Below are 19,904 nucleotides of genomic sequence, written 5' to 3'. Positions count from 1 at the left end.
TCATCGTGGTTGATTTCCTTTGAGAGAGCTTTGGTAGGTGAACTCGAAGGATCCCACGGTGACCGCCCTGCCGTCATCGACGGCCACGGCCACTGTGGGAGCTACACCACTCTAGGGGGCTCTACTACCCGCAGTTTCTCCACGTGTTCGCCGCGGAGCGCGATACACCCACCTCCCGGGCTGCGGCAGACAGCGACCAGCCTGCCGCCAGCAGTTCCACGAACCGTTTGCGGGTCAGTGACTTAGGCCGACGCCCCGGCCCCTTCCTTAACCGACGAGATGACATGCGAGAACCCCTTCGCGATCGTCCCCGCTGCAACCACCGCTGGATACCAAAGGCGCCGAAACTGTCTACTTTTCGAGCGCCGTCGACACTCCTTGTCGAACTGCAGGAACGGAACGAACTCGGCCCACGCGTCGGACCACAGCTTCACGATCGCCGGATAGCGGGTGCCCCATTCTTCGGTGAACTCCAGAGAACCGGGTCTCCGCCGCGGAGACGGTGTCGGCGGTGTAGATCGGCCGCAGCGAGCGGGCGATCTTGTCCCAGTCCTGACGGGCGGCGTGGCGGAACGAGCCGCGGATCAGGTGCACCACATAGGTCTGCACAGTCGTTTTCGGCCACGCGTTCCCGACTGAGTCCGGTAGGCCTTTCAGGCCGTCGCAGACCAGCATCAACACGTCCGTGACGGCGCGGTTCTTGATCTCGTTCAGCACCTGCTGCCCGTACTTGGCGCCCTCGCCGCGGTCGCCGACCCACAACCCCAGGATGTCGCGGTTCCCGTCGACAGTCACCGCGAGGGCGACGTGGATCGGCCGGTTCGCGACCTGCCCGGCTAGGGGACGTCCGGCGCTCCTGTGGGCCACCGGCGCACGGATTTCCCCGAGTTTGGGTCGTCCTGGATGAATCGATGTGCGGTGAGGTAATGAGTAGGTCCTGTGGACGGGGGCTGGCCGGCTCCGTGGCGTCGCCAGGCGCGGCTGAGTTCCTGCCCGGTCTGACTGGCCCTGCCGGGGTCACCAGTCCACGCGTTGATTCGGCTGACGAGGCGCTCAGCGCTCTGGGAGTCCAGCAGGAGGAGGGTCTCTGGCCAGTGGTGGGGAGACCGTGCGGCGGTGATTTCGATCAGCCGATCTTCGCTGAGGCCGGCAGGCTGCTCCGTGCGGTCGTGGATCATGGCGCCTGCCTGCGGCACGGTGTTCGCAAGCACCCGGCGCAGGTGTTGAGGTCCGTGGTCGTGGAGGAGTTGGGCCGGGTCGGTGCCCTTGGGGAGGTTGACGCGGTGGGGGTCGAAGCGGTGTCGGGCCAGGAGCCAGAACGCGTTTTCAGCGGCGTGGTCGCCTGCCGGGTCGGCGTCGGTGGCGAGGAGGGTTGCCGGATGGTTGCGTAGTAGGAGTGTTTGTTCTGGGGTGAGGGCGGTGCCGAGGGGTGCGACGCCGATGTAGGTGCCTTCGCCGGCGAGGGTGACGGCGATGGCGTCGATGGGGCCTTCAACGAGCACAGGTATGGCGGTGGGGGTTCGGAGTTCGGCGCCGTAGAGGAGATGTCGCTTCTGAAACACCGCTGTCGCGGGGCTGTTGAGGTATTTGGGTCCCTGTTGATCCGTTGCGTCTGGGTGGCGTCGGCCGATGAACCCGGTGACGATGCCGTGTTGGTTGTGGATGGGGATGATGGCGCGGTTGCGGAAGCGGTCGATGGTGTTGCCGGTGCGGGTGTTGGTGGCGAGGCCGACGGCGAGCATCTCGCCCGTTGTGAAGCCCTGTTTGCGCAGTGCGCTGACCAGGTTCGTCCAGCCGGCGGGTGCGTGTCCGATCCGGAAACGGTGGTCGTCGGAGAGGTCGGTGCGGAACCGTTCGGTGAGGTAGTTGGCGCTCCAGCTGCCGGGCAGTTGCTGTTGGTAGTAGGTGGTGGCTGCTTCGAGGAGTTGTTCGAGGCGTTGTTGGGTGTGTGGTTCGTCGGCCCACCGGTCCATTTCGGCGAAGCCGATGGATAGTTCGAGGGCGGTGAAGTCTGGCTCGGTGGCGAGGCGGAGGCGTGCGGCTCTGGCGAGTTCTTGGTTGCGGGTGGACCAGTCGATTAGCTCGATTCCCTCTGGTGGGATCTGGTCAGGGTGCGGCGGCTCCTCGTCCTCGCTGGGCGGTGTTGCGGTGAGTTGGTGGGTCCGCCAGAGGAGGGCTTGGCAGGCGTCGTCGAACCCGGACAGATCGGTGATGGGGGTGATGATCTGGTTGAGGGGAATGTCGTGGGTGAGTGCGGTGGTGACCTCGGTGGCGAGGTGTGGCCACCAGGGGCTGGCTTCGAGGTCGATGGTTGCCTCGATTCCGATGAGTCCGGGGAGTTCTGCTTCCCAGGCGGGTATGCCGACTGCTGCTGGTGTGTTGGTGAGGTGTCGGGTGAGTCGCCACCATAGGGCGGCGGCGGGGTGTTCGCCTGGGAGGGGTGCTTCGGCGACGGCTTCGGCGAGGAGGGCGGTGATGGGAACGCCTGTGGTGTGGAGGGCTGAGAGGCGGTGGGCCAAGGCGGTGGCGTAGGGGTCGCCGGGGATGTCGTCGCGGATGTCGCGCAGCAGGTCGGTCCACACGGCCGTCGGTGTGGCGAGGCGTTCCTGGAGGGCGAGTTGGTGGCCTCGGGCGGCGGTGCCGAGTTGGGGTGGGCCGGTGGGGCGGCGGTCGTCGGGTTCGACCCCGACGGCGGCGCGCCACACTTCGATATCGGCGATGGTGTGCGGGTTGAGTGAGTGTCCTGGCAGCGCCCATGCTGGCTGCGAGATCGCCGCGGACGCGGTCCGGACCTCGTCGGTGAAGCTGGCGACCTGGTCCGCGCGCGCCGTCAGGTAGGCACCCCAGCGGTCCTTCTTCATCAGGGCGTCTGGGATGGCCGGGAGCCAGGGGAGTGGTCCTGGAGGTTGTGTGGGGAGACGCCAGGTGAGGACGGCTGCCGCGTCTGTGGCACTGGCGACTTCGCGGAGATCGACCGCGTTGCGAAGGAGTTGCACGGGCGTGGTGGTGTCGTCGGCGGCAAGCAGCAGGTGTGCGCGCAGGGTGGGCCAGGCCGGGCTTGCGGTGAGCCCGTCGACGATGTGGTCGGCGTCTCGGTCCAGCTCGGCTGCGGAGGTGGGGTTGTGGAGTTCTGCAGCGAGGTGAAGGGCGTCGGTGTAGCGGGCGACGGCATGTCGGAGGCGGGCGGCGGGGTCGGTTGCCTGACGTTGTTCGGTGGCTGCGGAACGGGCGGATCCGTCGCGGGCCAGCACGGCCTCAATGATGTCGGTGGCGGTTGTGGGCCGCAGCGTGGCGGGATGGATGGGTGCGTTCTCGTCGGTGCCGTCGACGATCTGGATGTAGGTGTGGTTGCTGTGACGGCCGCGGCTCATCGCGACGTAGAGCTGCTGCCTGGTCTCGGTCCCGGTGATGACGGTGTGGGTGGTGTCGACGGTGATGCCTTGGGCGCCGTGGATGGTCACGGCGTAGCCGAGTTCGACATGGTTGGCGACGTAGGCCGAGGGCAGTTCGACGGTGAGTCCGTTGTCGCGATGCTTGGCGTGGATGGCGCCGGCCGGGGTGATGGCGGTGATGGTCCAGTGGTCACCGTTCTTGACCCAGTCGGTGCTGCTGGTGGTGAGGCGTCGGTCGTTGAGGCGGGTGACGATGAGGTCGCCGATCGATGCCCGGTTGTCGTCCGAAAGGAGGACGCTTGGCAGCTCGGCGGTGTTCTGGCCGCTACTGGTGAGGCGGTGGGCGCGGGCCCACTGGTTGAGGGTGGCCACGCTGTGGCGGGTGCCGGCGAGCATGACGGAGTCGAAACCGTTGGCGCGGTCGATCAGCCAGTTGTTGAGCGTGTCGCGGAGGACGGTCTCATCGGTGCCGGCGTGGATGCGGTCGTGGTCGAGGTAGTAGCCCACGGCTTCGGGCCGGCCCTCGCGCAGCGCGAGGGAGGCTGCGGCTTGAGCTGGGTCGGTGAACCGCATGATGGTGGTCAAGTGCACGGCCCCGTGCGTGGTGACGAGGTCTCGGAGCACCCCACCGGCACCCACCGCAGCCAGCTGCTGATCGTCACCGATCAGCCGGACGGAGGCGCCGCGTTCGATGGCGTGGTCGATGATCGTGGCGAGGGTGGGGGTGTCGGCCATGCCCGCTTCGTCGATGATCACCAGCGTGTCCGGGCCGACAGGACCGATGTCCCCAGGGCTGTTGTTGTCGAGGTCGAAGGCGAGTTTGGCCAGTGTGGTGGCGTCACCGAGCTGATCCTTCAGGACGCTGGCGGCGACCGCGGAGGGAGCCAGTCCCACGACGTCGCCGCCACTCTCGCGCCACGCCCGCGCGAGTGCTGCCATGGCGGTGGTCTTCCCCGACCCGGCAGCGGCCAGGGCGACCTGGACCCGGCGCTTGCTGGTGGTCATCTCTCGAACGAGCGCGGTCTGGCCGGCGTTGAGAGCGACACCCTCGGCGGTGGAAAGGAGCAGCGCAAGGGCCACGTCGGCCTCGGTAGCGGCGCGGCCGTCGATGCGCCAGGCGGTGTCGGTGATGCGTTGTTCCGCGTCGATGACGGCCTGGGAGGTGAAGCGTCTGGTGCCGACGTGGGTGTACATCGACTCACCATCGGAGCGTCGCAGCACGGCGGGGTCACTGATCGGATCGGCCCATCCGTCGAGCACCACACACCGACTGGTGGCGGCGACCAACAGCTGGTCGGTGAGGTCCGCGGCCTGCTGCGGAGTGCTGGCGTGGCGGCGTGCCTGACGCGATGCTTCCGCGTGGAGGTGCCACACGTTCCACGACGCACGAGAGCGACCCATCGTCTCCACAATCCCCGCCGCCGCCTGCGCAATCCACCGAGGATCTAGGGGAATCTCAGGACTGGTCGCCTGCTGCACGTTCGCGAGCATCCGTTCTACTCCGCCGGTGCCGAGGACCGCAGTGGCTTCCCTCATCCAGGTGTCGCGTTGCTCTGCCAGGGTCCGGGGTTCGTGCTTGGCCTGCCGGGTCTCCAGGGTCGCCTGCTGCGCCAGCGCGATGGCCTCAGCCGGGGTCGGCGGGCGCAGATGGCGGTGTTGGAACTCGACGGCGAGTTCGCCTTGGCGGGCTTCGATCGCTGCCCGCCGACTCGACCACGCCTCACACAACCCGATCGGTACGCCGATGATCTCCCTAACCGAACGCTTCCCCTCTACTGCTTCACCGCCGGCGGCGAACTGGAGGCCGAGGGTGTGGGTCAGGTGGGCTTCGAGGTGGGTGTTGTACACCTCGCTGACGCTGACCAACCCGGCGAACAGCGGCCTTCCGTCGATCGCCAACCACGTCCCATCCAAGGCCTGAACCTTGTTCGCGATCGCCACATGTGTGTGCAGATTCGGGTCCCCGGCCCGCGAGTCCCGGTGCGTAAACGACGCCGCAATCAGCCCTCGGACGTCGACCTGCCGGACCCCGCCGGCGCCCCGTCGTGAGTACAGAACGCGCTGCTCCAAATAGGTCAGGGCGTCGGTGACGGCGGCACTGTGGGCGGCCTCGATCGCTGCCGCCATCGACTGCGGCGCCACGGCCCACAACGCAGAGACCGACTTCACCGGGGTGAACGTCACGTCATACCCCGCACACGCCGTCGTAGGGTCCCGCGACAGCCGCGCGACCTCCGTCGACAACTCCAACGACGATGGCACCCGCCCCGTCCGCTCCTGAAAAACTGCGGTGGCGAGCTCGTTGCGGATCCCGGCCCGCACATCCACCGGCACCACCGCATCACGCGGCAACCCATTGGCACTGGACCATTGGCTGCAGCGGACCGCCACATCCTTCTGGAAGGTGGAGGCAGCCTCGTAGACCTTGAACGGTGTCCCCAACCTGGCCGCGTCGCGGATCTGTTCGCGAGAGGCACCCACCGGGAGAGCCGCCAGCCGAGCAGCCATGTTCGGGTGATACCCAGCGCCGAAGAGTGCCCTCATCTGCGTCTCGTCAACGAAACTCCCCGTTGCTACGTCGCCCAACCCGGCCAGACCCGAGCCCACCCAACGGCCGGGGATCTCGCCCTTCTCCGTGTAGTAACTCGTCAGCGACGCGTGCCCCTTCTCGGTGGAATCCTGCGCAGCAACCTGCCGGGTCAGGTAGTCATACCCCGACCCCGCAGTCAGCTTGTGCAGAGACGCCGTCACACCCACAAGAACCCGCCCCCGATCCAGGCAGCGCGATCACCGCTCCAGGAATGCAAGAGGTGTGTGCCACTCCACTAGCGGGGGTACGGCCAGTTGAGTGTCTATCAGCGAGGCTGTGGAAGGTGAGGCTCGGGCTGACGCGGTGAGATCACCGAGGCGGGGTTCATAGAGGCATGGACAACTCATCGGGCGAAGACTTCAACACTGATCTGCCGCTGATCGTCGAACAGCTCTTGCTGCAGGCAGAAGAGCACCTGGCAGCCGGCCAACCGACGGAGGCCGATGAGCTGCTCAACCACGCCGAATTCCTCGCCGGAGATGACCGATGAATGGCCGGAAGCTCACCGCTGCGCAGCAGGCCCGCGTGGCCCAGCAGCGGGAGGAGCGGGTCAAGGAACTCCAGGAGCAACTCCAGCACGGCGTTGCGGCGTTGATGACCAGTGACGGGTGGCAGATGTGGCTGTCATTCATCTCGCGGTTTCGCCAGTACTCGGTACGCAACCAGATCCTAATCATGGCGCAGAAGCCCGACGCGACCCAGGTCGCCGGCTACCGTGCGTGGCAAGCGGCAGGCCGTCAGGTCCGCCGCGGCGAGAAAGCGATCTCCGTCCTCGGGCCCTTGACCCGCAAATTGACCGACGATGCTGGTAACCCTGTCCTCGACGACGCGGGCAACCCGCGCCTCGGGATCTATGGTTTCAAGCCGATGCCGGTGTTCGACGTCACCCAAACTGACGGCCCCGACGTCCCGCAATCCCCACCCCAGGAATCGACCGTGTTGCAGGGCGCGGCGCCGGAAGGGATGTGGCACGACCTCGCCCGCTACATCGAATCCAACGGTTTCACTGTGACAAGCACGCCAGACCTTGGCGGCCCGGAGGGCCTCACGCGATTCGACTCTATGGAAGTGCTGGTGCTGGACAGTTTCCCGCCGGCGCATGCCGCGGCCGTTCTGGCCCATGAGGCGGCCCATGTGATGATGCACCGCCCCCTTGGCGGCAACGTCCAGCGGTGCCGTGGGGTGGTGGAGGTGGAAGCGGAGAGTTTCGCCCATGTCGTGGCCGCTGACTACGGCCTCGACACGGCCACCGCATCGTTCACCTACCTCGCTGGGTGGGCGGCATCCGCGGCCCGGCAACGGCAATCCAGGCCTGAAGACGTGATCCTCGAAACAGCCGAGCGAGTACGCCACGCCGTAGTCGACTACCTCACCCACCGAAACCCGGAAGGAACAACCCCAGCGGCTGTGGCCGCATATGCACGTGATCTGCACCGAAGCGTTGAAGGTGTGATCAGCCCGGCCCCACCCCCCACCCCCGGTGCGGGCTCCCGTGCAGCACTCCGTCCAGAACCTCACCAAGCGCGGCCATCCTTGACAGCAATGCGTCAGCGGATCTCGCCATGAATCTTCCCTGACAAGGCCTGCCGAGAACGTGCCGACCGCACCCCGCACGAGGCCTTCAGCGCCGAAAAGAGAAACGCTGCACAACTCTGGACGGGACTGTCCGATTTTCGGTGTGAGTGGCGGTTTCTAGTGGTGGGTGCTGGCCGCGGGAATGCGGTCTGCGAAGGTGAGGGCGAACGGGTTCAGGGCGGGCTTCCAGCGCATGCCCCAGCGGGTCTGGCCGGTGCCCTTGGGGTCCAAGGATCTCACCGTCAGGTACAAGGTCTTCAACGGCGCCTGCTCGTTCGGGAAGTGCCCGCGGGCCCTCACCGCCCTACGGAGGCGAGCATTGAGCGACTCGATCGCGTTGGTGGAGCAGAGGACCTAGCGGATCTCGAGGTCGTAGTCCAGGAACGGCACGAACTCGGCCCAGGCGCTTCGCCAGAGCCGGATCAAGGCCGGGTAAGGTCCAGACCTGTCTGATCCATCTACTGCGCAACAGCTTCTCGATGCTTCGAAGCGGCACTGGCCCGAGCGCAGTCAACCTGAAACCCGTCTACCAAGTCTGCGCGGTGAACGCTTTGAGCAGACCATCCGGGCCGGTCAACGCGATCCCGGCGTCCTTGGCCTGGCGGACCAGCTGTGTGATCGCTTCCCTCTGATCTGGGTTCAGGTCGGCCGACGCCTCCGGCACTCGAGGTGGTGGTTCGGTCACGTCGTCCAGTCTGGCCGACACCACGTGCTTCTCGAGGGTGTTGATGGTGTTCTCGGTCATGATGACTCCTCCTGCCCTTACGGGCACTGGAGCCACTTACACCGTTTGCCTGACAGACCCCGTCGTGGCCAGTGTGGACACGACCGGAGCCGCTTCTGGCGGTGGTCTCCTCATTTCAGGAGCTGATTCAGTGGTGGCTGACGGCTGGTTGACAGGTGGACCGGGAGGTTCTCCTTGAGCTGAGTCGGCTGGTCCCACAGTTGTAGGGCGCAGCAAGCGCTTGATCAGGGTTTGAAGAGCGTGACGCCCTCTGGTAACAGCGGGGGCAAGACGCTCTGAACCATCTTGGCCAGCTCTTCTTGGCGCTGACGCGTCATCCGGTTGGCGGGAGCGGTGATCGAAACCGCAGCGAACGCGGTGTCGGCGTGCAGCAGCGCTACCCCAATACAGGCAATTCCAGGCTCATTCTCTTCATACTCGTACGAATAGCCGTTCTGCCGACAGTGCTCAACAACTTCTCGGAGTCTCTCGGCGGAGACGGGATGATCGGTCGTTGCGGTGTTGCGAACGAAGGCAGGCAGTTGGTCGTAGTCGATCGGGCTCGCTGCGATCAGGGCGCGACCCAAAGCAGTGGAAGCAAGCGGGACGCGCTGTCCCACCACGGACCAGACGCGAATAGTCCGAGACGGCGGTTCCACTTTGTCGAGATAAATGATGTCTCCACCTTCCCAGGAGCCGACATGCACCAGTTCGTTAGCCGTGCGGGACAACTCGAAGATCGCCGGGCGCAGGGCTTGCAGGAGGTGCTGGCGGCTGCTGAACCGACTACCAAGAGACAGCGCAGCCGGTCCCAGCGCGTGGTTGCCATCGGGGAGCTTGATAGTGAATGTCCTGGCGGCCAATGTGCCCAGCGCACGGTGGACAGTCGATTTGTTGAGCCCGGCCGCCGAAGCTAGATCGCTCAGCGATGAACCTGCTGGCCCGGCGTCGGCCAAAACGGTCAGCAGCGTCAACGCTCGGTCGATGGCCTCGACGCGCGGGGGGGCGGCCTCCCCAGGGCTGGAATCAGTCGGTGTCATGACACAAGCTTGGCACCCTTCCCCCAAAACATCCGATATTTGCGATTCCGTTGCCTGGGCGCTCGGGATCTGGCAACATTCTATCTACCGAAACATATGGTTTCGCTAGGTGAAACAGTAGTGGTAGATGCCTTTCTGTCGGGTCTTCTGGCTCGCGACAGATCGTCATCGAGGAATGCGTGCAACGTGTTGATGGCAGAAAAGAGGGTTCGAGTTCATCGAAGAGCTTGTCCGGACGGCTGTCCAGTCCTCAGAGACCAACCCCACAAAAATAGAAGAAACCATGAGATTGGAGACCAACATGCAGGTATTCAGGCGACGCACCTTCCTTACGGGCGCGTCCATCGCAGGGGCCGCCGTGAGCCTTGCAGCATGCAGCAGCGGAGACGCTCCCTCGGCAGGTGACACTGCCAGCACGAATGGTGGCGGTGGAGGCGGAGGCACGCTCTCTGTGACGGCCGCCAACCACCCGTGGACGGATTACATTAAGCCGCGTCTGGGTGAGTTCGAGGAGGCCAACAAGGTCAAGATCGACCTCAGCTCCTATCAAGCGGATCAGCTCTCGACGATGTACAACACGCGCCTTCAGGGGAAGTCCCGTGACCTGGACGTCATGATGTATCGCCCGCTCCAGGAGGGCGTTCAGTTCTCCCGCAACGGCTGGCTCCTGGGGCTCGGAGACCTCTCGGCGGGGGCTGAGTACAAGATCGAGGACTTCCAGGAGTCCATGCTGGGAGTGGGCCAGTACGACGGCACTCAGTACGGGATCCCCATCGTCACGGAGCGGGAAGTCCTCTTCTACCGCAAGGACCTCTTCGAGAAGGCGGGCCTTTCGGTGCCCACCACGATGGAGGAACTGGAAGCCGCCGCTGCTGCACTTCACGACCCGAACGGTCAGCCCTTTGGCTACGCGATGCGCGGCCTGCGCGCCCCGGCCGTAACTCAGTTCTCCGGCTTCCTTTACAGTTTCGGTGGCGACTTCATCACCGACGGCAAGGCCTCGCTGAACACTCCCGAGGCTGTTGCCGCCTACGAGTTCTACGGGAAGATGCTCCGCGAATATGGGCCCGTGGGCGTTGAGTCCATGAGCACTGAGCAGATCAACCCGCTCTTCCAGCAGGGGCGAGTGGCGATGTTCATTGATGCCGAGGTTTTCTGGGCCGAGCTCACCCGCGAAGGCGCATCGACGATCACGCGTGAGCAATTGGGCGTTGCGCCCCTTCCGGCTGGCCCCGCTGGCTCCAAGCCCTATTCAGTCGCCTCTTGGGGCTTGGGCATCAACGCCAACTCTGAGAGGCAGGAGCTCGCCTGGAAATTCGTTGAGTGGGCCACCGGTCCTGAGATGGTGCTCGACCTTCAGAAGAGCGGCATTTTCGGTGCCCGACTGTCGGTCTGGGAGAACCCGGATAGCCTAACCGATATTCCCGAGGACTTTGCGGAGACGCTCAGGGTTTCCACCCAGAACGGCGTTGGTTATGACCGACCCCTTGTGGTGCAGGTTGGGCGTGCGCGGGACATCGCCGGTGCTCCAATTGTGACCTCGATTCAGGGCGGTGACGTCAGGGCTGCCGCAGACACCGCACAGTCTGAGATGGAGCAGTTCCTGGTCGAAGACGCCTCGGCAACCGGCACAGAAGGCTAAGAACTTCGACCTAGTTGAACGGCGCCCGACAGCCCGGGCGCCGTTCAGCGGAAAGTGGACCATGAAGAACAAGACCCGACTCCGACTACTCAAGTGGGGGATGATTGGGCCCGGACTGCTGGCGATCGTCTTTCTCATTGCCTTCCCGATCGTGTATACGATCAACCTGAGCCTGACCGACACCTCAGGACCGGCCTCGCAAGGTCCGCAGCCCTTCACCGGCCTCGACAACTACGTGGAAGCGTTCACAGACGCCAACCGTTTCTGGCCAGCGGTCTGGCGTACGTTCATGTTCTCCGTTACCGCACTTGGCTTGGAGCTCGTGCTGGGCATCGCCATCGCGCTGCTTCTGCGCAAGCCGTTCTGGGGCGGTCGGTTGATGCGCACGATCATCATGTTGCCTCTGGTGACCAGCCCTGTTGCCGTGGGTGCAATCTGGCTACTCATGCTCGATCCGAATATAGGTGTGGCCAACAACTTGCTTCACCTGATCGGAATTCCTCGCCAAGGGTGGCTAACAGACCCGACCCAAGCCCTCTGGGTCCTCATCGGCATTGACGTTTGGCAATGGACTCCCATTGTCATCCTGATCACGATGGCGGGCTTGGCTGGCATGCCGGAGGACCCCGAGGAGGCTGCGCTGGTCGACGGCGCCTCCTTGTGGCAGCGTACCTGGCACGTTGTGCTGCCCTTGATCCGCAACTCCATTGTCGTAGCTGCCGTGCTGCGAGGGATCGACGCGCTCAAGACCTTCGACCTCATCTATGCGACCAAGGGCCCAGGAGGAGGATCATCCAACGAAGCGGAAACTCTGAACGTGCTCGCCTATGGCTACAGCTTCGACTACATGGAGTACGGTCTCGCGGCCGCAATCCTCGTCTTCTTCTTCGTCTTCGTTCTGGCACTCGCCGTCCTAGTTGTCAAGACCACCCTGAAGGAAGAGTGATATGGCCAGCAAACTTCAGCAGGACTTCACCCGCCGGAAATCTGGAGCGGTTCGCAGGCGCCAGGCGATCCGAAACGGAACTAGATTCGGATTGATCATCCTCGTGGGCCTTGTCTTCACCTTTCCCTACATCTGGATGCTCACGGCCTCCCTGAAGAACAACGTGCAGATAAGTGACCCTTCACAAACCTTCTTCTTCGAACCGACGCTGGCCAACTTCTTCCGTGTCTTCGAGACGAACAACTACCTGCTCTATGTGCGCAACTCGGTCATCGTGGCCTTGGTCTCCACGGGGTTCTCACTCCTTCTTGGACTGCCCGCTGCATGGGCTATCGCGAGATTCGGCATGGGCAAGGTGAACGCCGTGATCCTGCTCGCTCGAGTTGTGCCGGCCATCCTCTTGCTCGTTCCCTGGTACTACCTGTTCTCAATGATGGGCATCGTCGGGACCTTCTGGGTATTGATCATCAGCCACATGTTCGTGGGCCTTCCATTGGTGACTTGGATCCTCACCGGCTTCTTCCGCTCAATCCCCCACGAGTTGCATGAAGCAGGCCTAGTCGACGGTCTGACCGAATTCCAGTGTTTCCTCAGGATCTCTCTCCCACTCTCTGTTCCGGGTATCGCCACCGCGTTTATGTTGGCCACGATTTTCAGCTGGAACAACTTTCTGTTTTCACTGGTTCTGGCCGATTCGCAGTCAATGACGCTTCCTGTGGCCCTCTATCAGTTCATGGCTTACGCGTCGATTGACTGGGGCGGACTCATGGCGGCGGCGATGGTGATGAGTGCGCCCATCGCCATCCTCTCCCTCTTTGCGCAGAAATACGTCGTCGGCGGCCTCACAGCGGGCGCCACCAAAGGCTAGTAAAGGAAAAGAATGAAGATCGAAGATGTCCGGATCGTCGTGTCTCGCCCGGGACGGAACTACACGACCGTCATTGTCGAGACCAGTGGCGGACTAGTCGGAGTCGGTGACGCCACCCTTAACGGCCGGGAGCTCTCTGTGGCTGCCTACTTGGAGGAACACATCAAGCCACTGCTGCTAGGTCAAGACGCCTCGCAAATCGAACGCATCTGGCAGTACTTATACAGGGGGGCCTACTGGCGCCGTGGGCCGGTCACCATGACTGCGATCAGTGCCATAGACCAAGCACTGTGGGACCTCGCCGGCAAGAGGATGCAGGTGCCGGTGTATGAACTTCTAGGAGGGCGATCGCGTGACACCTGCATGGTCTACCGTCACGCATCAGGTATGGGACCCCAAGATCTCTATGCTGAGGTGGAACGCTACTTGAAGGAGGGGGCCCAAGCGATTCGTCTCCAGGTGGGGGTTCCGAAGCTTGAGGTCATCTATGGAATCGGAAAAACAGGGCCAGCACAGCTGGATTCCCCTGCGGATGGATTGCCTCTTCAAGAGAAATGGAGCACGCAGGCCTACCTTGCTTACGTCCCCGAGGTCCTGAAGCAGGCGCGGAGTGATTTTGGCCCGGAGGTTCATCTGCTGCATGATGTGCACCACCGGTTGACGCCAATTGAGGCCGCGCGGATGGCCAAAGAAGTTGAGCCAGCCAACCTTTTCTGGCTTGAAGACTTCACCCCGGCGGAGGACCAAGAGGCCGTGCGGCTGGTACGTCGCGCGTCGACCACACCCTTGGCGATCGGCGAAATCTTTAACAGCTTCTATGACACCCAGCACCTGATTACCGAACGCCTCATCGACTACGTGCGCATGTCCGTCACGCACGGTGGTGGTATCTCGCAACTCAAGAAGATCCTCGAAATGGCGTCCTTCTACCAAATCCGCTCGGGGGCACACGGCCCGCAAGACGTGTCCCCCATCGGAATGGCCGCCGCCGTTCACCTTGGTCTGAGTATCCACAACTTCGGCATCCAAGAGTACATGGGCTACTCGCAGTCTGCCCTCGACGTTTTCAGGCCGGGCTTCAGACTTGTAGACGGTCATGGCCTCGACGTTGATGACCGTCCGGGCCTGGGTATCGACTTCGACGAAAACGCGGCTCAGCAGTTCAAGTATGAGCGGTCATACCTTCCAGTCAACACGCGCCTCGATGGCTCAGTCCACGACTGGTGATGAGGAAGGTGGCTGTGAAATGGGACATGGAGCAGCGTGATAGTCGGAGGGTTATTTGTGCGGGCGAGACGATGTTGGTGCTTTCAAGTGTCGATGAGCCGCCCTTTGAACCGGGCGGTCAATGCCGAGTTGCTCTTGCGGGAGCAGAATCCAACGTAGCCCTGATGCTCACGCAACTCGGGGTGAAGACGGACTGGCTGAGCGTGCTGAGCGATGACAGACTCGGCGACATTATCAGGCGGACCCTCGAGAGCCGCGGGGTCAACGTATTGGCACGAGAACTTGGCGCGCAGACTGGCGTCATTCTTCGTGCCCCGCGTGGTCACAACCCGAGGAACTACTATTTCAGGGATGGCTCCGCAGCGAGCCATCTCGAGCCAAACGATGCGGAGGCTCTCGACTGGACCAATGTTGCACTGGTTCACACCACCGGGATCACCGCGGGTCTCTCAGGCTCAGCCCAGGATTTCACGCGGCGACTCATGGAGTTGGGGCGGGAGCACAACGCGCTCGTTAGCTTCGATTTGAACCATCGGCGTGCACTGACATCGCGTCGCACCGGCCCTGTGCTTCTTGATTTGGCCAATCGTAGTGACGTGTTCTTTGCGGGGCGAGACGAGATCCTTGAACTCTTTGGTGTCGAGGGCGATGCCAACATCCGCGCGCTCTTTCCTAGCCCTGACCTCCTCGTTCTCAAGAATGGGGCCCAGCCGGTGTCGGTCCTGGGCAGGGAGTCTCCGCCCTTCGAAGCTGGTCCCGTGCCGATCGAGACGATCGTGGATGAAATCGGAGCGGGTGACGCGTTCGCTGGTGGGTTTCTGAGTGGTTTACTGGAGGGCGCCTCGGTGCCTGAGTCGTTGCGCCGCGCTACAGAGGCGGCTGCCCTCACTCTGCGAGGGCATGATGACACTCCGATTCTCAAGCCCGAAGACGTTAGACGCGTTCGTGGTGAACGTTCATGATGAGTGATTCCGCGCGACCCTTCGGCGTAGCGATCCTCCGGGGGCAGGACAGCAGAGAGGCACTTGCGGCCGCCGAGCGATGCCTCCAGCATGGCATCTCCTACATCGAGGTCGCCCTCCAATCCCACGAGTCTCTGCTGCAGATCACCGCACTACGGGACACCTTTCCGACGGCCACGGTTGGTGCCGGCACCGTCGTGCGCGCGGCGCAAGTGGCGCAGGCCCAACAAGCAGGAGCACAGTTCCTCTTCGCCCCCAACCTGTCCCGGGCGGTATCAACCCAGGCGATCGATAGAGGAGTTCCATACATCCCCGGGGTCGCCACACCGAGTGAAGTCGCGGAGGCGGAGGAGATGGGATGGACACTCCAAAAGATGTTCCCAGCGCAACTTCTGACAGCGGAATGGATCAAAGCTATGCATTCGCCCCTGCCTGGCCCGAAGTTCATCGCAACAGGTGGAGTGGACGCCGACAACGCAGCGTCCTTCCTTCAGGCCGGTGCCATAGGCCTGGGGCTTGGGTCCTGTTTGAAAGACCACAAGCAACTAGAGGATATTGCAGCCCTGCTACGTGAAGCGCAGTAAGACTGCTCAGAGTTGAAAGAGAACGGCATGCAAGAAGCCATAATCTCCGGCGGGAGAGTCCTTCATCACGGGCCTCGCCGGTCCTTACTCCTATTGACCGCCAGTGTTGGTGACGGTGAGATCGAAGGCGTTGGCGAGGCAATCCTCGAAGGGTCTGCCGACACTGTTGAGTCGATCCTCGAACAGATGATCTTGACGGCAGTTGGCAAAACCGTCTGGAGCGCGGAAGAGCTCGAGATGCAGATGCGGGCCGGCTCCTTCTACCCGCCCGGCATGCTCGGGCTCAGCGCGTTGAGCGCCATGGACCAAGCGATTTGGGACCTGAAGGGCAAAGCGCTGGGGATTCCGGTGTGGAAGATGCTCGGGGGTAGTTTCCACACGAGGGTGCCGCTGTATTTCCATGCACAAAGCGGTGATGCTTTCCCGACTTCAGAGCAGGATGCCAGAGACCGCGCCGTCGCCGCAGTAGCTAGTGCGTCGGAGGCGCTGAACAACGGCGCACGAATGGTCAAGACCTGTGTGTTCGGTCCCGTCCAGTCGCTTCCCACGAGGCGGCAACTTCACCTACAGGTGATCTTCCTCCAAGAGTTGCAGGAACTCATCGGACCTGAAGTTGACCTAGCCGTCGATGTCCATGGCCGATACACATACCCAGGCGTTCTAAGGCTACTTGAGGCGCTGGCTGAGCTGCCCCTGGCATTCGTCGAAGAACCGCTGCACCCCGTCGATCGCCTAAGCTACGCCCGAGTCGTTGAACGCAGCCCATTTCCAATCGCGGCCGGTGAACGACTGGGCGAACTCTGGGAGTTCCGGCAAGCACTCGATGATGGAATCACCATTCTGCAACCAGACCTCGCTCACTGCGGAGGCCTCACCGGAGGAATGCGTATCGGCGCACTGGCCCGCACCGCGGGAGCACAGGTCGCACTCCACAACCCCCTCGGCCCCGTCAACCTCGTGGCCAGCATCAACCTCGTAGCATCGCAGTCCAATTTCATGATCCAAGAGACCGTCGATCTCGGGGGCAGCCTACTGGTAGAGCCTCTTCGACTTGAGGACGGAACGATCAACGTCCACGAGCAGCTCAATGCTCCCGGGCTTGGGCTAGTGATCGATCCCCGCAAGCTACTCGGCGGTGGCGGCTCCGATTGGCGTACCCCAGTCTGGCGAGATGAAATCGGAGCAGTACGGCCCTGGTAGCAGACCTGGGCGAACAATCTCACCACTAATCCCGCGCAGTCCTCGGCGTCAGCGACAGGCTCTTCACACAAGGCGGTTGTTTGATGTCAATATTTGCAGGCGTCTGCGCCACGGCGGGCTGTTGCCTGTTCGTGGTGTGTTGGCCCATGCCCTGGTCCTTGCATCCATCAATACGGTGCGCGGACGACGTCCTCCAGATCGCGTCGGCGCGCACTCATGAGCCGAGGCGCTGGCCCCAGTCTTCGTGTTGAGTATTTGGTGAAGTGAGCCTCACCGATTCTGCGTGAAATCCTTCAACCCGGATAGTGAAATACGCCGATGGGGCTCTTTCAGTATGGGACGACCCCGCCGAGCGACTCGATTACCGCCCTAGGTGCGACGCCCGGCGTCACGAGCTGGGTGCATGTCCGGTGGCAAGCGCTCTCCCGGAATCCGTCAAAGCAGAGCTCATCGGTCGACGCGTGGGCTGCCGCCGGCGGCCAAATGTCGAACATCCTCGAGGGACATCATGGACGTGTCGCCTGGCGTGGTCATAGCCAAAGCACCATGAGCGGCGCCCAACTCAAGCGAAGATTGGAGGCTCTCTCCGCTCATCAGTCCGAATATCACCCCGGACGCGAAGGAATCACCGCCGCCGACCCGATCCAAGATCTCGACGTCCCTCCTGTCTGTAGCCTGGAGAATGCCCTCGCTCTTGCTCCAAGCCAGGGCCCCCCAGTCGTTCAGCGACGCGGTCTTCACTGTCCGCAAGGTGGTGGTTACTACCTTGAAATTCTGGAACTCCGACACAACTCGTTTGATCATTTGGTGGAAGGCCTCTACCGGCAGGGCAGCCATGTTAGGGTCGAGTCCCTCAACCTCGAAGCCGAGACCGGCGCAGAAATCCTCCTCGTTGCCCAGCATCACGTCGACGTAACGGGCAAGCTCGCGGTTGACCTCCCGGGCGCGCGCCTGTCCTCCAATCGACTTCCAAAGGCTCGGCCGATAGTTGAGGTCATATGAGACCACCGTGCCGTATCTCTTCGCAACTCGCGCGGCGGTGATGGCTGTCTCAGCGGACTGCTCAGACAAGGCGGCGAATATACCGCCGGTGTGCAGCCAGCGCACACCGAGTTCACCAAAGATGTAATCAAAGTCGGTGTCCTGAGGCGCTAGCTGAGAGATTGCCGTGTGTCCACGGTCGGACACACCCTTGGCTTTGCGGAGACCGTAGCCGCGCTCGGTGAAGTTGAGGCCGTTTCGTGCCGTGCGGCCGGAACCGTCGTCGGGAACCCAGTGGATGAGCGAATTGTCGACTCCACCGCCTTGAACGAGCGACTCGATAAGCCGCCCGACCTCGTTGTCGACCAAGGACGTGATCGCAGCTGAGCGTAGTCCGAAGACCCTCGAAAGGCCGCGGACCACGTTGTACTCGCCGCCGCCTTCCCATACGTCGAAGCGGCGAGCGGCGCGAATACGTGAGTCGCCGGGATCCAAACGGAGCATAATTTCTCCGAGTGAGACCGCGTCATAGCGACACTCGTCGCTGCCCCGGAGTTCGATGACTGCACTCACTTCTCGATGCCCTTTCGAATGGCTGCGGCAGCAACTGCCGCCCTCCGGGATAATTCCGTGATCTGGTCGAAGTCGCGCTGCTTGAGGAGTAGCTCGTTGACCATCCAGGTTCCTCCCACTGCCGGCACGTTCGGAAGACGAAGATAGTCAGACATGTTTGTCGCGGTGACTCCGCCAGTGGGAAGGAACTGCACCTGTGGAAATGGCGCGCGAAGGGCTCTAATGGCTGCCGGTCCACCATAGACGGACGCGGGAAAGAACTTCAGCGTATCGATACCCATACTCAGCGCCATCATGATTTCAGTGGGGGTGACTGCACCCGGCAGCGCCATCACCCCATGCTCCAGGGCGCGCTCAACCACTGATGGCAAGAACCCCGGACTAACGATGAACCTTGCCCCTGCGGCGACGGCGTGATCGACCTGAGCCGGAGACAGGACCGTTCCGGCTCCGACGATCATTCCGTCGATGCCCGACATCTTTTCGATGACCTGCGCAGCCACCGAAGTGCGAAACGTTACCTCGGCGACAGAAACTCCGCCTGCAAGAAGTGCGTCAGCGAGTCGGATTGCGAGTTCAGACTCATCTATCACGATTACGGGTATCACCCCTGTGCTCAGCACGCCACCAACCATCCCGCACACCCCTAAGCGTTTCAGCAGATGAAATCGAGCGTTTCACCTATGGAAACTCTACACCGGATCGGGTCCGTCCGCAGCCGCAGCGGCAATGACTCCCGCCTGACGCGCGCGATGAACTGGGCTCAGTCGATGACCTCGGGACTGAGCTGTTCGCTCATCTAGGTGAGGTCGCGGAAGCGCCACACTGGGCAGTAGGAACCCAGGCACAACAAGAGAACGCCGAACACTGGGGCGGTGCCGACGTTTTCGGCGACATCGGGAAGGTCGGCGGTGTGGTCTAGGAGGGGATCGGACTGGGGTGGACGGAGGTAGCGTCGGGCCAGTCGAGGGCCCTCCTCGGGCGCCGCAAGCCTAGACGGCGTCGCAGACAACGGCTGGTCGATCATGTGCTGCGGGCTGCGCATCCCACCCGGTGAAGCCAGCAGATTGCCGAGGGCCTGCGCGGGTCGATAACGCCATGAGCGGCCATCGTGATGCTCTTTCGAACGAGCCGTGTGGATGAACTCGAAGGATCCCGCTCTAGCCGTCGTGACGTATCGGCCATCCGCTGCCACCTAGGGCTGCACCACTACGAGGAATCTGCTCGAGCGCTCTCGAGGCGGCCGTGCCGACTTCTTCCTCCCCTCTGCCGAACTGTTGGCACCGGCGATCTCAGGCATCGAAGAGGGGAGCGGTCAATTCGTTTCGGCGCGTGCAGATGTGTTGTGGCGTGCCCGCCGGAGAGCCGTCCTGCTACCGTGCCGACGGGGACTATTGCCAACGTGGCTCTTCATAACTAGGGGTTTGGATCCTCCGGCTTCGCGGCTGTCAACGCCGCGTGAATACTGACCCCCAGGGTCAAGTCCAGCGGAGTGGTGTAGCGGTTCCTTCGTCTAGGCGGTTAGGGCGGGGGGTTCGGTCACCTCCTCTTCGGGGTTGTTGATGGTGGTCAGTCGGCAGCGTGCGAGGATGTCGAGGCC

17 protein-coding genes and 1 pseudogene are annotated in these 19,904 nt (G+C 62.9%); 9 read left to right on the top strand and 9 right to left on the bottom strand.

Annotated elements, in window-relative coordinates:
• Positions 1 to 124: 124 nt before the first annotated feature.
• From H5393_RS14975 to mobF, 4 genes are read right to left on the bottom strand one after another with little or no spacing between them, the layout of a single operon-like run.
• The gene (locus H5393_RS14975; protein ID WP_370586005.1) at positions 125 to 286 is read right to left on the bottom strand and encodes a helix-turn-helix domain-containing protein; all 162 of its coding nucleotides are present in this window, start codon (positions 284 to 286) and stop codon (positions 125 to 127) included.
• Positions 243 to 434 carry a hypothetical protein gene (locus H5393_RS14970; RefSeq protein WP_370586004.1) on the bottom strand — a complete coding sequence of 64 codons (192 nt, stop codon included), beginning with the start codon at positions 432 to 434 and terminating at the stop codon, positions 243 to 245. Before H5393_RS14970 ends, H5393_RS14975 begins: the two co-directional genes overlap by 44 nt.
• Complete coding sequence (locus H5393_RS14230) at positions 352 to 795, bottom strand: transposase (RefSeq protein WP_370586003.1); 444 nt, start codon at positions 793 to 795, stop codon at positions 352 to 354. Before H5393_RS14230 ends, H5393_RS14970 begins: the two co-directional genes overlap by 83 nt.
• 41 nt (positions 796 to 836) lie before the next feature.
• On the bottom strand, positions 837 to 6,143 hold the full coding sequence (mobF, locus tag H5393_RS14225) for a MobF family relaxase (protein ID WP_182767227.1): 5,307 nt from the start codon (positions 6,141 to 6,143) through the stop codon (positions 837 to 839).
• Positions 6,144 to 6,316: 173 nt separating this feature from the next.
• Here mobF and H5393_RS14220 point away from each other — a divergent pair, with 173 nt between their 5' ends.
• Together H5393_RS14220 and H5393_RS14215 are read left to right on the top strand one after the other, a co-directional pair.
• Positions 6,317 to 6,472, top strand: a complete 156-nt coding sequence (locus H5393_RS14220; protein ID WP_182767226.1) for a hypothetical protein — start codon at positions 6,317 to 6,319, stop codon at positions 6,470 to 6,472.
• Positions 6,469 to 7,548: an ArdC family protein gene (locus H5393_RS14215; RefSeq protein ID WP_182767225.1), complete on the top strand. Its 1,080-nt coding sequence runs from the start codon at positions 6,469 to 6,471 to the stop codon at positions 7,546 to 7,548. The genes H5393_RS14220 and H5393_RS14215 overlap by 4 nt, the downstream gene beginning before the upstream one ends.
• 126 nt (positions 7,549 to 7,674) lie before the next feature.
• On the opposite strand, the pseudogene H5393_RS14210 reads toward H5393_RS14215, so the two are convergent.
• From H5393_RS14210 to H5393_RS14200, 3 genes and pseudogenes are all read right to left on the bottom strand, one after another.
• Positions 7,675 to 7,992 (bottom strand): annotated as a pseudogene (locus H5393_RS14210) (transposase); the annotation flags it as partial.
• A gap of 91 nt (positions 7,993 to 8,083) precedes the next feature.
• Positions 8,084 to 8,302, bottom strand: coding sequence for a hypothetical protein (locus H5393_RS14205; protein WP_182767224.1), 219 nt, complete (start codon positions 8,300 to 8,302; stop codon positions 8,084 to 8,086).
• A 224-nt stretch (positions 8,303 to 8,526) separates the two neighbouring features.
• Positions 8,527 to 9,321 (bottom strand): IclR family transcriptional regulator, encoded by a 795-nt coding sequence (locus H5393_RS14200; RefSeq protein ID WP_182767223.1) that lies wholly within the window; start codon positions 9,319 to 9,321, stop codon positions 8,527 to 8,529.
• Between the two features lie 283 nt (positions 9,322 to 9,604).
• On the opposite strand from H5393_RS14200, the gene H5393_RS14195 reads away from it, so the two are divergent.
• The 7 genes from H5393_RS14195 to H5393_RS14165 all read left to right on the top strand — a co-directional run bounded on the left by H5393_RS14195 (position 9,605) and on the right by H5393_RS14165 (position 16,750).
• Positions 9,605 to 10,963, top strand: a complete 1,359-nt coding sequence (locus H5393_RS14195; protein ID WP_220488457.1) for a sugar ABC transporter substrate-binding protein — start codon at positions 9,605 to 9,607, stop codon at positions 10,961 to 10,963.
• 61 nt (positions 10,964 to 11,024) lie between these two features.
• Positions 11,025 to 11,909, top strand: a complete 885-nt coding sequence (locus tag H5393_RS14190) for a carbohydrate ABC transporter permease (protein WP_182767222.1) — start codon at positions 11,025 to 11,027, stop codon at positions 11,907 to 11,909.
• Between the two features lies 1 nt (position 11,910).
• Positions 11,911 to 12,777, top strand: a complete 867-nt coding sequence (locus H5393_RS14185; protein ID WP_182767221.1) for a carbohydrate ABC transporter permease — start codon at positions 11,911 to 11,913, stop codon at positions 12,775 to 12,777.
• A gap of 12 nt (positions 12,778 to 12,789) precedes the next feature.
• Positions 12,790 to 14,004, top strand: a complete 1,215-nt coding sequence (manD, locus tag H5393_RS14180; RefSeq protein WP_182767220.1) for a D-mannonate dehydratase ManD — start codon at positions 12,790 to 12,792, stop codon at positions 14,002 to 14,004.
• Positions 14,005 to 14,018: 14 nt separating this feature from the next.
• Complete coding sequence (locus H5393_RS14175; RefSeq protein WP_182767219.1) at positions 14,019 to 14,966, top strand: sugar kinase; 948 nt, start codon at positions 14,019 to 14,021, stop codon at positions 14,964 to 14,966.
• Positions 14,963 to 15,550, top strand: a complete 588-nt coding sequence (locus H5393_RS14170; RefSeq protein ID WP_182767218.1) for a bifunctional 4-hydroxy-2-oxoglutarate aldolase/2-dehydro-3-deoxy-phosphogluconate aldolase — start codon at positions 14,963 to 14,965, stop codon at positions 15,548 to 15,550. The genes H5393_RS14175 and H5393_RS14170 overlap by 4 nt, the downstream gene beginning before the upstream one ends.
• Positions 15,551 to 15,562: 12 nt before the next feature.
• Entirely contained in the window at positions 15,563 to 16,750 is a 1,188-nt protein-coding gene (locus H5393_RS14165; RefSeq protein WP_182767217.1) for a mandelate racemase/muconate lactonizing enzyme family protein, read from the top strand.
• 447 nt (positions 16,751 to 17,197) lie between these two features.
• Here H5393_RS14165 and H5393_RS14160 read toward each other — a convergent pair whose 3' ends face one another.
• A complete protein-coding gene (locus tag H5393_RS14160) occupies positions 17,198 to 18,304 on the bottom strand; it encodes a sugar kinase (protein WP_182767216.1) in 1,107 nt (368 codons plus the stop codon).
• Positions 18,301 to 18,939, bottom strand: coding sequence for a bifunctional 4-hydroxy-2-oxoglutarate aldolase/2-dehydro-3-deoxy-phosphogluconate aldolase (locus tag H5393_RS14155; protein ID WP_182767215.1), 639 nt, complete (start codon positions 18,937 to 18,939; stop codon positions 18,301 to 18,303). Before H5393_RS14155 ends, H5393_RS14160 begins: the two co-directional genes overlap by 4 nt.
• Positions 18,940 to 19,904: the final 965 nt, after the last annotated feature.

The sequence above is a fragment of the Tessaracoccus sp. MC1756 genome (genome assembly GCF_014164735.1).
Taxonomy (GTDB): domain Bacteria; phylum Actinomycetota; class Actinomycetes; order Propionibacteriales; family Propionibacteriaceae; genus Arachnia.
Note: the sequence above shows the minus strand (reverse complement) of the source record. Positions and strands in the feature narration are given on the sequence as shown.

What these genes read in the sequence shown, in the direction of transcription:
- H5393_RS14975 (WP_370586005.1), bottom strand. Translation starts at nt 286, where the DNA reads ATGTCATCTCGTCGGTTAAGGAAGGGGCCGGGGCGTCGGCCTAAGTCA.
- H5393_RS14220 (WP_182767226.1), top strand. Translation starts at nt 6,317, where the DNA reads ATGGACAACTCATCGGGCGAAGACTTCAACACTGATCTGCCGCTGATC.
- H5393_RS14215 (WP_182767225.1), top strand. Translation starts at nt 6,469, where the DNA reads ATGAATGGCCGGAAGCTCACCGCTGCGCAGCAGGCCCGCGTGGCCCAG.
- H5393_RS14205 (WP_182767224.1), bottom strand. Translation starts at nt 8,302, where the DNA reads ATGACCGAGAACACCATCAACACCCTCGAGAAGCACGTGGTGTCGGCC.
- H5393_RS14200 (WP_182767223.1), bottom strand. Translation starts at nt 9,321, where the DNA reads ATGACACCGACTGATTCCAGCCCTGGGGAGGCCGCCCCCCCGCGCGTC.
- H5393_RS14195 (WP_220488457.1), top strand. Translation starts at nt 9,605, where the DNA reads ATGAGATTGGAGACCAACATGCAGGTATTCAGGCGACGCACCTTCCTT.
- H5393_RS14190 (WP_182767222.1), top strand. Translation starts at nt 11,025, where the DNA reads ATGAAGAACAAGACCCGACTCCGACTACTCAAGTGGGGGATGATTGGG.
- H5393_RS14185 (WP_182767221.1), top strand. Translation starts at nt 11,911, where the DNA reads ATGGCCAGCAAACTTCAGCAGGACTTCACCCGCCGGAAATCTGGAGCG.
- manD (WP_182767220.1), top strand. Translation starts at nt 12,790, where the DNA reads ATGAAGATCGAAGATGTCCGGATCGTCGTGTCTCGCCCGGGACGGAAC.
- H5393_RS14170 (WP_182767218.1), top strand. Translation starts at nt 14,963, where the DNA reads ATGATGAGTGATTCCGCGCGACCCTTCGGCGTAGCGATCCTCCGGGGG.
- H5393_RS14155 (WP_182767215.1), bottom strand. Translation starts at nt 18,939, where the DNA reads ATGGTTGGTGGCGTGCTGAGCACAGGGGTGATACCCGTAATCGTGATA.